The following is a 13,972-nucleotide window of genomic DNA, read 5'->3' as shown; positions in this document are numbered from 1 at the left end:
ATTACCTTATTACAGTTATTGATCCTTTTTTTTCACCATTGTCGGATTTAATGACATAGTAATATACCGGATTAACATTTTTAAAATCTTTTATAAACGTATTGGTTTCAGGATTATAATCACTACCTAAACCGTCATACATAATTTCACCATTAGAGCTCATGATTATTATTTTCGTCTGGACTGTTTTATAAACATCCGGAATATTCCAATAAGGATTCTGGAGACTTACAACATTAGGAATCACTGTCGTCGACGCCATTGGTCCCGTAACTTTAAAACTAAACTCCTGAGAAGAAATACAGCCCGATGCCTGAGAAATTTTAACTTTATAATTACCAGGAATAGATACAACATAAGAACTTGATGTTGCACTTGCAATTGCGTTTCCATTTAAAAACCATTCAAAAGTAGGATTTGAAGCATCTGTTGTAACTGAAACATTCAGAGTCTCCCCCTCGTTTATTGAAGTGGTTTCCGGCGCGTCTATACTTGCATTAAAGCTATTACTTTTCAGATCGATAGTTCCTGTAGCACTACATCCTCCAAAATCAACCTGTACGGTATAAACTCCCGATGCATTTGCATTAATACTACGGGTAGTAGCACCAGAAATTATCGCTCCGTCTTTCTTCCATACATAAGTGTTTCCGGAAGTAGCTGTTAAAACAGTTCCTGATCCGGATGCACAAAATGGGTTTCCTAAACTAGAGCTAATGGTAACTGCCGATCCTCCCGATCCCGATGTGGTTACATCAACACGATTAGAGCTAAAATTTACATCAGAACATAAACCATAGTCAATTTCGGCATAATATTTTCCGGCAGCATTTACAATCAAATCTTTAGAACTTTGTCCGGCAATTACAGCACCATCTTTGTACCATTTGTATTTTAGATTGGAGTAATTAGCAGGTGACGAAGCCTGATCAGAAGGTGTAGGATTATAAACGGAGAGTGTAAGATTTCCGCCAGCACAAAAAGATGCTGTTGGCTGTTTTTCGTTAATATAAAACGAACTTACATAAGTACTGTAATACACAGAAAAGGTTGTATTACCAACGGCGTTCTTAAATCTTGGGCTATTTACTACAGGTGTAGTATTTAAGCTCTTAACGCGTAAGCTGTATGCATCTGATCCTTTTAGATTAGTAGGAACCGCAAATTTAATTGTCTGTTGTTTTAAAGCAGTATCATCTGTAACCGCAAGTGTTGTAGTAGCAGTTGGGTTTGTAAAACTTCCGGTCTCATCAGAAAGTTCTACGGCAAAAGTTGTCCCAGCGGGAAAATCCACGTAGCTGAAAGTTGCAAAATATTCATTAAACACCACGCCATTGACAATAAAACCAGCGCAGATTCTCTCAAAGGGAAGCTGCTGTGGTCCTATTACTGGCGTTTGGGCATATGAATTTAATTTAGTTAAAACAACTAAAGAAAACAAAAGCACTATTTTGGTAAAATTTGGGGTAATTTTTTGAATCATATAGTGCGTGTTCTTGCTAAATCTATGTCTTCAAAAAAGAGGATATCAATAAATGTTTCAGAAAAATCGTACTTATAGTTCTCGATAATATCCTTTGCAAGAACTGAAAAAGAACCGGTTAAAAACGAATTTTCTTTGCACTCTGAATTCTGATGTTTCCCTTCAGCTGCCATAGAAAGGCTATCCTTGGGGATGGATAGCCCTGCTAATAACTGATTAGAATTATCTAATTCGCCGATACATACTTGATCAGCATTTTTTATCTTTTGGTTCTCACAGCCTCTTATTTCGCTTATTACTTCAGTAGAAGTAGGTCGTTCTACTGTGGTATTTTGAGCATATAAACTAAGCGAAATAGGGAAAACCAAAAATATTATATATATAAAATATTTTTTTCTAGATGGTGCCATTATGTCTTGATCTTTATTTGTCCGGTATTAAGACGAATACATAAATTGTGTCTGGGGACTTTATTAATAAAATTTACGCTGAAATAAAAATCGAAATCTATTATCTGTTGCTGCTAGACGCTGTAATTTTTCCTAATTGCAATCTGAAATCTGGTTTCTTAGGATTGAAAATATCAATGAAAGTCTCTCTGTTGTTACTTTGAGAATACACATTGAAAAATACACTATTTCCGTACCAGCTTTCTAAATCTTCATTGTTTGAGTTGTACTCTGTAAAGATATTTCCGTTACATAGGTTAAAGTACATTTCTTCAAATTTGATTTTCTTAAGATTAGCATCATTAATTTCTGTTTTACTGTCTAATAAAACAGCTGGATTAAATCCGGAAATTACACTACGCTTCATTTCAAGAGAAGCATTTTCAGCTACAAAAACAGCTTCTTTTACTAATCCTGACTGAATATCAGCTTTGATGTTTTCGCTGTCATTAAGCATAGTGATATTAGTTGCAACAACTAAAGTTTGTTTTTTAGTAAAATCTGTTTCACTTTTCTTTTCGAAAGATTTTACTTCCATACAACGAGAACCGTCTTTATTACTTGATAAATAAGAAGATCTTACTGCTAATGAATTGTACAAACGACATTGTACACCCTGAGTAAATTTGTAATCGTCATTGATTGATTTATAAGATACAAATTTAGTAGCGTTTACATCACCTCCAAAAAAGGCAAATGAGTCACCACCAGAGTAGCTTACCATAACGTTGTCAAGTACTGTTTTAGACCCAACACCGGCAAAAGTTATACCGTTGAAAGTATCCACACCTTTTACTTTTTTACCTGCAAATTCAACTCTTACAAATCTTAAAATTCCTGAATTAGCAGCAGCATTATCACCACCGTAAGTCGTTAAACTAGGATCAAGATCTAAGTTGTAAGAACCAACATTTCCAAATTTATTAATTGGTGCATCGCCAAGAATTACGATTCCACCCCAGTCTCCAGCTTTTTTCTGGCTACGGTTTGAAGTAAATACGATTGGGTCAGTCTCTAAACCATCGGCCATAATTTGGGCACCTTTTGTTACAACAAGAGTTCCTTTTGTTTCAAAATCACCAATGATTAAAGTTCCTGGTTCAATAGTTAAAACTGCATTGTTCGTAACATAAACATTACCTTGCAGTACATAAATATTCTTTTTCAGCAATTTAGTATTAACAGAAATATTTCCTGCTAAAATTTGGTTTGCTTCTCCATACTCTACTTTGTTAGGCTTAAATTCGGTCCAGTTGTTCAACCAATTGTTGTAGCCCATAATTCCTTTCTCTTGTTGAGCACTCATACTCGTAACTGTCAAAAGAACGCAGATCATTTGAGTAATTTTTTTCATGATAAGGGGGTATTACAGTTAATAATAAATTTGGGTATGCGTAAATGAAAAAACTCGTCTCGAATTTTCTGATAATACTCAGAACTTTTCGAGAGAGTTGTTTTTTATTTCTTTTCTAAAAACATCTATATAAATTTAATCATCTATATAAACATTGCCAAAAAAAGTTTTAAAAATTATAAATATTACATTTCGTTCAATTCGTTGAACTCGTGTAAAGATTTCAATGTGCTTTCGTAGAATAAAATTGCAGCGATTAAGTTTCCTTTATCAGAATACGGCATCATCTTTCTTTGAAATTCTACTGTTGTATCTAAAAATGTTGTTGTACCAACAGCCTGTCCATCTAACACTTTTTTGTGTTCGTTGTCGTCCGGAATACCTAAGTCGGCCATTGTAACTCCCGGTTTTGTTACCAAAGCAATGTAAGGAAGAGTTTTTACTAAAACTTTAATACGCTCGATGTACAATTCTAAAAGTTCTCCTTTTTGCATACCACTCAATTCTTTTTGATCATGGTATTTGCGAATAATCGCAGTTGTACTGATTATACTTCTTGGAGCATTTTTCGCCTGAGCCGAAATGGCACCAGTCGTCATAAAAAAAAGTGCACTTAATAAAATAATTTTCCCTTTCATAGATTCTTAGTTTATAATTGGTTGTTCATAAAAACAAAAATATAGAAATTAACTTAAACTGCAACTTTATTAATTTCTTTTTTCAAAAAAAAAGCTTAAAAAAAGCTTAAAAACCAGCGTTATGTCGAGAAAATGTGCGTTTTAACGAGGTTTTAGTTAAAATTGACTCGATCTTAAAGGGTAAGATATTGGCTATAAAAACAAAACAATACGCTACAGTATTAATCAAAAAAAGCTTTCGTTAATCGTTATACAGCAAAAAACTATTAACAAAAAAGTCTTAATATCTCCACATCTTGCTATGTTTATTAACAAAAGTTGGTTAACAAACATCAAAAAAACAGCCCGAAATCTTCATGATTATTAGAAATGTCTCTGTCTGGATAAACTTTTGAGCTAAAATTTTTGACTACATCATTTTCTTCTATCTTTGCTTCATGCAATTTTCTCAAATTTTAGGTCAGGATTACATCAAAAGTCACTTGATAAAAAGTGCAGCTTCCGGACGAATTCCGCATGCACAACTATTCATTGGGCCGGAAGGAAGTGGCACATTATCTACAGCAATTGCCTACGCACAATATATTTTGTGCAACAACACAGGAGACGAAAACTCAAACGGAAATGATTCCTGCAATTTGAAATTTCAAAATCTCTCTCATCCCGACTTGCATTTTATTTATCCGACAGTGACCACTGAGGATGTCAAAACAAAACCCAAAAGTTTAGATTTTATTCAGGACTGGCGCTCTTTTATACAGGAAATGCCTTATGGAGGTTTGTTTGACTGGTACAAAGTACTTGGTGTTCAAAACAAACAAGGAGAAATTCGAGTTGAAGATGCACAGGAAGTTTTGAAATCATTTTCATTAAAATCATACGAAGGCGGTTACAAAATTATGATTATCTGGATGGCCGATAAAATGAATATTGCCGCCTCCAACAAACTTTTGAAATTACTCGAAGAACCTTCAGACAAGACTATTTTCATTCTTATTTCTGAAAACGAAGAAGATATTATTCAAACCATCCGATCCCGTTGTCAGGTTATTCATTTTAACGGGCTTCCCGAAAAAGTAATTGCAGAAGCTTTAGTTTCTAAAGAAAATATCGACGAAAAATTAGCTTTTAAAATCGCACATCAGGCACAGGGAAATTTTAGTAAAGCCTTACATCTTTTAAAAGAAGATGATTCGGAGTTACCTTTCGAACAGTGGTTTGTCAATTGGGTTCGTGCTGCGTTTAGAGCGAAAGGAAATGCGGCTGCTATTCAGGATTTAATTTCCTGGAGTGAAGAAATTGCCGGTCTGGGACGTGAAAGTCAGAAAAAATTCATCCAGTTTTGCATGGAAATGTTTCGACAAGCCTTGCTGCTTAACTATCAGGCTCCTACTCTTGTGTACATCGAACCAAAAGTAGATAAATTCAAACTCGAAAATTTTGCCCCTTTTGTCAACGGGAACAATATTCACGAAATTTTCAAAGAACTTTCGGATGCGATGTATCATATCGAAAGAAACGGAAATGCAAAAATAATTCTAACCGACTTATCTATAAAACTGACTCGTTTAATCCACAAAAAATAGTTATCAAATGAATAATGTTGCCTCCATTTTACTATTAGCATTTTTAGCTTTAACCTTCTTACAGTCCGGATACGAAAAAATATTTTACTGGAAAGACAACGTCGAGTGGCTTAAAGGACATTTTGCCAAAACAAGACTTAAAAACCAAGTACCACTTGCCCTGCTTCATCTTTTAATTATGGAATTAATCTCCGGAATTTTATGTGTTGTCGGAGCGATACAATTGCTCACCGACAGTGGCCGGGAATTTGGTTTATACGGAGCTATATTTTCATGTATCACATTGCTAATGATGCTTTTCGGACAGCGATTAGCCAAAGATTACGACGGTGCAAGAACCATAGTTATCTATTTTATTCCGGCAGTAATGGCGGTTTACTGGCTGAACTAATCTGACATAATCGTACCGCTTCAAAGTCAATAAAAAATTAAATTAAATCGTCACAGATTCAACATTCGTAAAACAAAACTGAATTGAAATCAAAAAATAAAGTTGTGGCAAAAAATAAAATTTACAGTAAAAAAATGAATGCAAAACACCCATCAGAGTCCCTTACAATCTTAACCGATTTAGTTTTACCAAGTGAAACAAATCCTTTAAACAACCTTTTTGGTGGCGAATTATTAGCCCGAATGGATCGTGCCGCAAGTATTGCAGCCCGCAGACATTCCCGCCGAATTGTAGTTACGGCCTCTGTAAATCACGTGGCTTTTAACAGAGCCATTTCGTTAGGAAGTGTTGTAACGGTTGAAGCAAAAGTTTCAAGATCTTTCAAAAGTTCGATGGAAGTTTTCATTGATGTTTGGGTAGAAGACCGCGAATCTGGTAACAGAACCAAAGCCAACGAAGCCATCTACACTTTTGTAGCCGTAGACGATACCGGCAGACCTGTAGAAGTACCTGCTATATTGCCTGAAACTGAACTTGAAATACAACGTTTTGATGCCGCTTTGCGTCGTAAACAGCTTAGTTTAGTGTTAGCCGGGAAACTAAATCCTTCCGATGCCACAGAATTAAAGGCTTTATTCTTGTAGTACAAATTGTGACAATTTGGAACAATCAAACTTCGAAAAAAGAACTATTTTTACAAAATATAAGCCGCACTAATAAAGATCAAGAAGTTAGTATCTTCTTTACATTTATTTGAAAGAAAAAAATAACAATTTAGACATTTAAGAAAAGATGAGTTCAGACAAAGAAGCCAAATTAAAAGCGTTACAACTAACGCTTGATAAACTTGACAAAACCTACGGAAAAGGAACCGTAATGAAAATGGGCGACAGAGCCATTGTGGAGGTAGAAACGATTTCTTCTGGCTCACTTGGCGTTGATTTAGCCCTTGGAGTAAATGGATATCCAAAAGGAAGAATTATTGAAATATACGGTCCAGAATCATCTGGTAAGACCACTCTAACCTTGCATGCAATAGCCGAAGCTCAAAAAGCCGGCGGAATAGCTGCTTTTATAGATGCTGAACATGCTTTCGACAGAAATTATGCCGAAAAATTGGGTGTCGATATCGAAAACTTAATCATCTCGCAACCGGATAATGGAGAACAAGCGCTGGAAATTGCCGAAAATTTAATTCGCTCAGGAGCAATTGATATTGTGGTAATTGACTCTGTTGCTGCATTGACTCCAAAAAGTGAAATCGAAGGTGAAATGGGAGATTCTAAAATGGGTCTTCATGCACGTTTAATGTCACAAGCATTGAGAAAGCTTACCGGAACCATCAGTAAAACAAACTGTACCGTTTTCTTCATCAACCAGTTGAGAGAAAAAATTGGTGTTATGTTTGGTAATCCTGAGACCACAACGGGAGGTAATGCTCTAAAATTCTACGCTTCGGTACGTTTAGATATTCGTCGTTCTTCGCAAATTAAAGACGGTGAAAATGTAATTGGAAACAGAACCAAAGTTAAAATTGTAAAAAACAAAGTTGCTCCGCCTTTCAAAACTGCCGAATTTGATATCATGTACGGAGAAGGAGTTTCTAAAACAGGTGAAATTCTTGATCTTGCTGTTGAATTTGAAATCGTTAAAAAAGCAGGTTCCTGGTTTAGTTATGGCGACACCAAATTAGGACAAGGTCGTGATGCTGTTAAAGCTTTGATCAAAGATAATCCGGAATTAGCGGACGAACTTGAGATTAAAATCAAAGCACATATCAAAGAATTAGCAGACGCTTAAAATCATTAAAAGTATTACAATCAATACTTTACACACAACCCGATCGTTTCCAAAAAATGATCGGGTTTTTTATTTAAAAAAATATGCATTTAATGACGCAACCATTCCGCAACCGAGTCATCTTAGTAAGAGACAAAAGATTTGACTGGTACTTAGCCAAAAGTATCTGATCAAAGGTTTTTCTTTAAATTTGGTTGGTTTGTTCAATAAAAATCCGTTAGTTTTTTGGTTCTAACGGGTTTTTATTCTTTTTTTTCACCTTTTCACGCAACCTTTTTCATTTTTTACGCTCTATCATAGTATATCATTAACTTGAGTTTTGTTAAACTCTTTAGTATCAACCTAAAATATTTTAACCATGAAAGAGAGAATAGAAGTGTTGTACAACAAAAACCGTAAAAAAACCAAATTGAGATTGAGAAAAGTATTGCGTTTTATTTCCGAAAAAATAATTCATAGATAATCATTATTGAATATAAAATGGAGTAATTTTAATTCAAAAGAAAACCCGGCAATTTTGAAAATTTTGCCGGGTTTTATCCTTAAAATGAGTTACTATTCTTTATTTTTAAACTTCAGTAAATCTTTATAAATCATTTGTCTTACCTGATCTCGCAGTTCTTTTCGATAGTCAGCCGTCAATCCGTCTGTAGAAACAAAAGGAAGTACCTTTGCACGCATTTTTCCGGGACTTCCACTGAAAAAAGTATATGAAAACCTTTCCTTGTTATCTGCAAAAACAATGGGAACGATCGGAATCTGATGCTCGATTGCCAAACGAAAAGCACCGTCCTTAAACTCATCCAGTAAAATAGATTCGTCGTCAGGAACTCCGCCTTCAGGAAAAATACAAATACTAAGCCCTTGATTCAACCTGTTTTGCGCTCTTTTAAAAACCTCATTTTTACTTTTCGAAGAACTTCTATCAACCAAAATACAGGTTCTTTTATAGAAAAATCCAAACAAAGGAATCTTTGAAAGCTCTTTCTTTCCAACAAAAACAAACGGATTTTTAACCAGAGCCAGCATTAGCATAATATCGGTCATCGAAGTATGATTGGCCACGATCATATAGCTCTTATTTCGAACCAGCTTCTCTTCACGCTCGACTTTATAATAAAAACCCATCCCGAAAAGGATAAATTTAGCCCAAATGCGGGCCATTTTAAAAAAATAGGGGTAACCCTTCTCTGATGCTATAGAAACTAGCAAAAACGGCAGCATAATCAATATCGGAATGGCCATTAAAATATAAAACCATACACGCCATAAAACCCAAAAAACAACTTTTAATCCTTTCATGGTTTCAAATGTAATAAATCAGAAATGAATTCTACAAAAAGAATTTATGCTCGTGTTTTTTACCACAGAGAACACAAAGTTTTTCACAGAGTTTACAGAGTTTTTTAAATAGAAAAGCTTTTTCTAAGTTAACAGGTTTTAAGTCCATTTTTTGTAGATCTAACTTCCTTTTCTCTGCGAAAAACTTTCTGTCTCTCTATGGTTAAAATTTAATTAATTATAAGAAAAAAATTATTAAATTTAACATTATGACAGAGAATGAAATATCTACAATTGTAATCGGACTAGCAATTCAGGTTCACAAAGCACTCGGTCCCGGTTTACTTGAAAATGCATATAAAGAATGTTTATTTTATAGAATTAAACAACGTGGTCTTTCTGTAGAAAAAGAAAAAGCGATGCCTCTAATTTTTGAAGAAGTAAAACTAGATTGTGGTTATCGTGTTGATCTATTGGTAGAAAACAAACTTGTAGTCGAAATAAAAAGTGTAGAATCATTAACCACAATTCATTTAGCCCAAACTTTAACATACTTAAAACTTGGAAAATACAAACTAGGCTGACTTATAAACTTCAATGAAATTCTTCTAAAAAATGGTATACGAAGGGTTATTAACGATTAGTACATCCCCATTCCCTTTGTGAACTTCAAAAAATTTAACGTTCAATAAAGTTAAATCCTTTGCAAACTCTGTGAAAAACTTTGTGTTCTCTGTGGTTAAAATAATTAGTAACTAAAAAAAATTACACATTTTGCTCTAAAAAAACGAACTTTGCATTTAGTAATAAGAAAAAACGAGAATGGCAAAAATACTTACCGGTGTTCAGAGTACTGGAACGCCACACTTAGGCAATTTATTGGGAGCAATTATTCCTGCAATCGAATTATCAAACAATCCGGCAAATGAATCTTTTTTATTTATTGCTGATTTACATTCGATTACACAAATTAAAGACGGTAAAACTCTTAGAGAAAACACCTACAGCACTGCCGCCGCCTGGCTAGCCTGTGGTCTAAATCCTGATAAAGTAACCTTTTACAGACAATCTGATGTGGTACAAACGACAGAATTAACCTGGTATTTGAGTTGCTTTTTTCCTTTTCAACGTTTGACTTTGGCACATTCGTTTAAAGATAAAGCCGATCGTTTAGACGACGTTAACGCCGGACTTTTTACGTATCCGATGTTAATGGCCGCCGATATTTTATTGTATGATGCTGAATTTGTTCCCGTTGGTAAAGATCAATTGCAGCATTTAGAAATCACTCGTGATGTCGCTTCGCGTTTCAACCACCAAATGGGAGAAACCTTTGTAATTCCGGAAGCTAAAATTCAGGAAGACGGCAAACTGATTCCCGGAACAAACGGTGGAAAAATGAGTAAATCAGCTAACAATCTGATCAATATTTTCCGTGACGATAAAACAATTCGCAAGCAGGTAATGAGTATTGAAACCGATAGTACGCCACTGGAAGAACCTAAAAACCCGGACACTTGTAATGCTTTTGCCATTTATTCCTTGCTGGCAACCGAAGCGCAAATCGCCGAAATGAGAGCCAACTATTTAGGAGGAAACTATGGATACGGTCACGCCAAACAGGCTTTGTTTGAACTGATTATAGAAAAGTTTAAAACCGAAAGAGAACGATATACGTACTACATGAACAACCTTGAAGAAGTAGATGCTTTACTGAAAAAAGGAGCATCAAAAGCTTCCGTAATTGCTGATGGTGTTTTAGCCAAAGTAAGAGAAGTTCTTGGATTTAGTAAATAAACATCTAAACCGACGGGTTTTAAAAACCCGTCAGGTTTAATTCAAATTAAACGGCCTCAAACAACTTTCCGGGTAATGGCCGAATGACTCCTTTAAGTTCCATGTTTAAGAGAATTCCCGAAATTTTATAAATAGGAAAATCACACTGCAGCGCAATAATATCAAGCAATTCTTTACCGTTTTTTAGCAGAAAATCATACACCTTTTGCTCCTCTGTTTCCAACTGAATAAAGAGCTGTTTTTGAACCGGTTTTGCCTTTGTTTCCACATTCCAATTCAGCATATATACCAAATCAGCTGCACTCGTTAACACATTGGCACGTTGTGTTTTAATTAGATTATTACACCCCTGACTGTATTTATCTGTCACACGTCCGGGAACAGCAAAAACATCGCGATTGTAATCATTGGAAAGATTTGCGGTAATCAACGAACCACCCTTTTCAGCAGATTCTATTACAATAGTTGCCTCTGTCATACCCGCTACAATACGATTTCTACGTACAAAATTTTCTTTATCGGGATTTGATGTACTCCAAAACTCAGTTATAAAACCACCATTTTCTTCCATTGGAACAATAAACTTCTTATGCGATTTTGGATAAATCTGATTGAGACCATGTGCCAGAACTCCAATAGTTTGCAGGTTAAAATCCATCGCCCGCTGATGTGCTACAATATCCACACCATAGGCAAAACCGCTAACGATTACCGGATCGAGTGGCGCAAGTTCTTCAATTAAATTTCGGCAAAACTCTGTTCCATAAGAAGTAATCTGGCGCGTTCCCACAATACTGATTATCCGTTTATTTCCTAAATTTATGTTTCCAGAGCTAAAAATCAGAACAGGAGAATCAATACAATGTTTTAAATGTTCCGGATAGTCATCCTCTTTAAAAAAAGACACTTTAACCCCACTAGATTTCAAAAATTCCATTTCCTGATTCGCTTTTTCGAAAACCGATTTATCCTTAAAACTCCGTAATAAAACCGATCCAACACCATCAATAGCAGTAATTTGACTCCCCTTACTTTTAAAAACAGCTTCTGCACTGCCAAAATAATTAAGCAGCTTTTTAGCCATTATATCTCCAACTCCATCGACTTTTAATAAGGCTAATAAATAGAATAAATCCTGATCTGGCATCCGTGTAAAATATTATGTAAAATAAGAAAAACTAAAACTTAAAATTTGAAGCACAAATATCACAAAAAGAAAGTCTAATCCTGTTAAATTTTAATATAAATATGGTTTCAAAACATACACGCCTTAAAAACCACCTATTAACTATTTGAAAAAGAATTGTCTATAAAAATAAAGCAATTGTTAATAAAAATTGTGAATAACATTTTGATAAGTATTCTGTAGTTGTAACTTTGTTACTATGAAAATCGAAAATTACATAGCACAGTTACTGTATCGTTATCAGTGTGTAACGGTTCCAGGGTTTGGAGCATTTTTAACAGAAATTCAATCGGCAAAGCTGAATGAAAGCACAAATTCTTTCTTTCCACCGACAAAAATGATCTCTTTCAACGGTTATCTAAAAAATAATGATGGATTGTTAGCAAATCATATCGCACAGGCTGAAAAAACTTCTTATGGTTTTGCAGTTAGCGCCATTGCTTTTGAAGTCGTGAGCTGGAAAAAAACACTAGAAGAAAATGGTGTTGTAACACTTAAAAATATTGGTGAAATTCGATATAATGCTGATCAGAAAATGGTATTCACCCCTAATGATCAGACCAATTTCCTAACAAGTTCTTTTGGACTAAGTCCATTTGTTTCTCCGCTCGTTAAAAAAGAGAATTCCGAGCGAAAAATCGAGGAAATTTCGGAAGGAGATGCAATTTCACTATACGAAAATGAAGAAGGAAGAACAACAAATCCACTTTTGAAATATGCTGCAATACTAGTCTTAGGACTTGGAATAACGGGAAGTATCGGATATCCTTTATATCAAAATCAAATCGCCGCCAAAACACTTGTTGTAGAAAGCAGTGTACAGAAAAAAGTAGAAAACAAGATTCAGGAAGCAACTTTCTTTATCCAAAATCCTATGCCTGCTGTAACACTCTCAGTCGATACAACAAATGTAGAAACAGCTTCTGAAAAAACAATGCCTTACCACATTATGGCCGGTGCATACAGAAGTGAAAAAAATGCCAGAAAAGCTTATAATCAATTAGTAAAAGATGGTTACGAAGCCAGAATGCTGGGCGAAAATAAACACGGATTATTCCCGGTTCTTTACGGTAGCTATGCCACAATGGCTGAAGCCGAAAAAGCACAAAAAGAAATACAAAAAGGAGAAAATCCGGATGCCTGGATTCTCATACAGCCTTTATAAAACTAAAAAAAAGCCCGTTCCTCTGAATGGGCTTTTTTTTAGTTCGCTATTATTTCTGCATCCTGCGAAAGAATTACTTTCTTCCCTTTATATATTTTCAGTCTTGCCGGAGGAGAATTCTTTTCGCCCAAAACGATAATGGCACATTCATAAACATTTCCATCCTTTTTAAATTCATACTGGTGATTACCGCCAATACCTTCAACGACTAAAACTCCGCCATTAATCACTAAATCAGGCTTTTCCGTCATTTCCTTTTGAATGGACCATGAAGCATATCGATAGTTATTAAAACCTAAATGATCGATCCTAATTTTAAATTTAGAAGTCTCCAGAATACAAATTGGGTCCTGAAAAAAAGCAATACTAGAATCCAGGTTTTTCTTTTGCGACGCAATTAGTTTGTTTTTAAGTTCTATTTCGGCTTTCGATTGATAATTCACCGCCGTTAAACGGCCTTCGGTATCAAGCCAAATCTTACCGTGAATTAGCATAATTCCGCGTAAACCCATATCATTCCAGCCATTTGCCGGCGTCGATTTTAAAATTTCGTTTTTTAACGTAACATCAAAAATTTCAGAATATCGTTTTATAAAATCTGCTTTATTCGCAATATCGGGTATAGGATATACTCGCTCTAACGGATAAACCACCGCATCAGCAATAGCTTCTTTCTTATCATTTTTGACATTTTCAATGAACTTTTTAACCAGTTTATGATAATCGATGTCTGAATCTTGGGCAACCATAAAACCGCTGCAAAAAAATAATACTACTAAAAATAAATTGCTTCTTTTCATCTCAAATATTTTTAATTAATTATTAATCCGACAATTATAATC

Annotated in this window: 14 protein-coding genes; 7 read left to right on the top strand and 7 right to left on the bottom strand. The window is 34.9% G+C overall.

Annotated features, from left to right (window positions below; translation table 11 throughout):
• Window position 1: 1 nt before the first annotated feature.
• The 4 genes from sprC to BHE19_RS05435 form a co-directional block, all read right to left on the bottom strand.
• The gene (gene sprC, locus BHE19_RS05450) at window positions 2-1,483 is read right to left on the bottom strand and encodes a gliding motility protein SprC (protein ID WP_070906252.1); all 1,482 of its coding nucleotides are present in this window, start codon (window positions 1,481-1,483) and stop codon (window positions 2-4) included.
• Window positions 1,480-1,893, bottom strand: a complete 414-nt coding sequence (locus tag BHE19_RS05445; protein WP_070906251.1) for a hypothetical protein — start codon at window positions 1,891-1,893, stop codon at window positions 1,480-1,482. The genes sprC and BHE19_RS05445 overlap by 4 nt, the downstream gene beginning before the upstream one ends.
• A 100-nt stretch (window positions 1,894-1,993) precedes the next feature.
• Window positions 1,994-3,286 carry a hypothetical protein gene (locus tag BHE19_RS05440; RefSeq protein WP_017495776.1) on the bottom strand — a complete coding sequence of 431 codons (1,293 nt, stop codon included), beginning with the start codon at window positions 3,284-3,286 and terminating at the stop codon, window positions 1,994-1,996.
• A gap of 185 nt (window positions 3,287-3,471) precedes the next feature.
• On the bottom strand, window positions 3,472-3,924 hold the full coding sequence (locus tag BHE19_RS05435) for a hypothetical protein (protein WP_017495775.1): 453 nt from the start codon (window positions 3,922-3,924) through the stop codon (window positions 3,472-3,474).
• 437 nt (window positions 3,925-4,361) lie between these two features.
• On the opposite strand from BHE19_RS05435, the gene BHE19_RS05430 reads away from it, so the two are divergent.
• From BHE19_RS05430 to recA, 4 genes are all read left to right on the top strand, one after another.
• Window positions 4,362-5,510 carry a DNA polymerase III subunit gene (locus BHE19_RS05430; RefSeq protein WP_070906250.1) on the top strand — a complete coding sequence of 383 codons (1,149 nt, stop codon included), beginning with the start codon at window positions 4,362-4,364 and terminating at the stop codon, window positions 5,508-5,510.
• A 7-nt stretch (window positions 5,511-5,517) separates the two neighbouring features.
• Complete coding sequence (locus BHE19_RS05425; protein WP_070906249.1) at window positions 5,518-5,901, top strand: DoxX family protein; 384 nt, start codon at window positions 5,518-5,520, stop codon at window positions 5,899-5,901.
• Window positions 5,902-6,035: 134 nt separating this feature from the next.
• Window positions 6,036-6,545, top strand: coding sequence for an acyl-CoA thioesterase (locus BHE19_RS05420; RefSeq protein WP_026109914.1), 510 nt, complete (start codon window positions 6,036-6,038; stop codon window positions 6,543-6,545).
• Window positions 6,546-6,693: 148 nt separating this feature from the next.
• Window positions 6,694-7,701 carry a recombinase RecA gene (gene recA, locus BHE19_RS05415; protein WP_017495770.1) on the top strand — a complete coding sequence of 336 codons (1,008 nt, stop codon included), beginning with the start codon at window positions 6,694-6,696 and terminating at the stop codon, window positions 7,699-7,701.
• Between the two features lie 555 nt (window positions 7,702-8,256).
• Here recA and BHE19_RS05410 read toward each other — a convergent pair.
• A complete protein-coding gene (locus tag BHE19_RS05410) occupies window positions 8,257-9,003 on the bottom strand; it encodes a lysophospholipid acyltransferase family protein (RefSeq protein ID WP_070906248.1) in 747 nt (248 codons plus the stop codon).
• 248 nt (window positions 9,004-9,251) lie between these two features.
• Between BHE19_RS05410 and BHE19_RS05405 the strand changes: the two genes are divergently transcribed.
• Window positions 9,252-9,566, top strand: coding sequence for a GxxExxY protein (locus BHE19_RS05405; RefSeq protein WP_070906247.1), 315 nt, complete (start codon window positions 9,252-9,254; stop codon window positions 9,564-9,566).
• A 238-nt stretch (window positions 9,567-9,804) separates the two neighbouring features.
• Window positions 9,805-10,779, top strand: coding sequence for a tryptophan--tRNA ligase (gene trpS / locus BHE19_RS05400; RefSeq protein WP_070906246.1), 975 nt, complete (start codon window positions 9,805-9,807; stop codon window positions 10,777-10,779).
• Between the two features lie 46 nt (window positions 10,780-10,825).
• Here the strand turns inward: trpS and dprA are convergent, their stop codons facing one another.
• On the bottom strand, window positions 10,826-11,926 hold the full coding sequence (gene dprA, locus BHE19_RS05395; protein ID WP_070906245.1) for a DNA-processing protein DprA: 1,101 nt from the start codon (window positions 11,924-11,926) through the stop codon (window positions 10,826-10,828).
• 238 nt (window positions 11,927-12,164) lie between these two features.
• Here dprA and BHE19_RS05390 point away from each other — a divergent pair, with 238 nt between their 5' ends.
• On the top strand, window positions 12,165-13,130 hold the full coding sequence (locus tag BHE19_RS05390) for an HU domain-containing protein (RefSeq protein ID WP_070906244.1): 966 nt from the start codon (window positions 12,165-12,167) through the stop codon (window positions 13,128-13,130).
• A 38-nt stretch (window positions 13,131-13,168) separates the two neighbouring features.
• Here BHE19_RS05390 and BHE19_RS05385 read toward each other — a convergent pair whose 3' ends face one another.
• Entirely contained in the window at window positions 13,169-13,930 is a 762-nt protein-coding gene (locus BHE19_RS05385; RefSeq protein ID WP_070906243.1) for a hypothetical protein, read from the bottom strand.
• Window positions 13,931-13,972: the final 42 nt, after the last annotated feature.

Source organism: Flavobacterium tructae, from assembly GCF_001853485.1.
Classification (GTDB): Bacteria; Bacteroidota; Bacteroidia; order Flavobacteriales; family Flavobacteriaceae; genus Flavobacterium; species Flavobacterium tructae.
The sequence above is the reverse complement of the archived record's forward strand: the minus strand, read 5'-3'. Positions and strand labels throughout refer to the sequence as shown.

What these genes read in the sequence shown, in the direction of transcription:
- sprC (WP_070906252.1), bottom strand. Translation starts at nt 1,483, where the DNA reads ATGATTCAAAAAATTACCCCAAATTTTACCAAAATAGTGCTTTTGTTT.
- BHE19_RS05445 (WP_070906251.1), bottom strand. Translation starts at nt 1,893, where the DNA reads ATGGCACCATCTAGAAAAAAATATTTTATATATATAATATTTTTGGTT.
- BHE19_RS05440 (WP_017495776.1), bottom strand. Translation starts at nt 3,286, where the DNA reads ATGAAAAAAATTACTCAAATGATCTGCGTTCTTTTGACAGTTACGAGT.
- BHE19_RS05435 (WP_017495775.1), bottom strand. Translation starts at nt 3,924, where the DNA reads ATGAAAGGGAAAATTATTTTATTAAGTGCACTTTTTTTTATGACGACT.
- BHE19_RS05430 (WP_070906250.1), top strand. Translation starts at nt 4,362, where the DNA reads ATGCAATTTTCTCAAATTTTAGGTCAGGATTACATCAAAAGTCACTTG.
- BHE19_RS05425 (WP_070906249.1), top strand. Translation starts at nt 5,518, where the DNA reads ATGAATAATGTTGCCTCCATTTTACTATTAGCATTTTTAGCTTTAACC.
- BHE19_RS05420 (WP_026109914.1), top strand. Translation starts at nt 6,036, where the DNA reads ATGAATGCAAAACACCCATCAGAGTCCCTTACAATCTTAACCGATTTA.
- recA (WP_017495770.1), top strand. Translation starts at nt 6,694, where the DNA reads ATGAGTTCAGACAAAGAAGCCAAATTAAAAGCGTTACAACTAACGCTT.
- BHE19_RS05410 (WP_070906248.1), bottom strand. Translation starts at nt 9,003, where the DNA reads ATGAAAGGATTAAAAGTTGTTTTTTGGGTTTTATGGCGTGTATGGTTT.
- BHE19_RS05405 (WP_070906247.1), top strand. Translation starts at nt 9,252, where the DNA reads ATGACAGAGAATGAAATATCTACAATTGTAATCGGACTAGCAATTCAG.
- trpS (WP_070906246.1), top strand. Translation starts at nt 9,805, where the DNA reads ATGGCAAAAATACTTACCGGTGTTCAGAGTACTGGAACGCCACACTTA.
- dprA (WP_070906245.1), bottom strand. Translation starts at nt 11,926, where the DNA reads ATGCCAGATCAGGATTTATTCTATTTATTAGCCTTATTAAAAGTCGAT.
- BHE19_RS05390 (WP_070906244.1), top strand. Translation starts at nt 12,165, where the DNA reads ATGAAAATCGAAAATTACATAGCACAGTTACTGTATCGTTATCAGTGT.
- BHE19_RS05385 (WP_070906243.1), bottom strand. Translation starts at nt 13,930, where the DNA reads ATGAAAAGAAGCAATTTATTTTTAGTAGTATTATTTTTTTGCAGCGGT.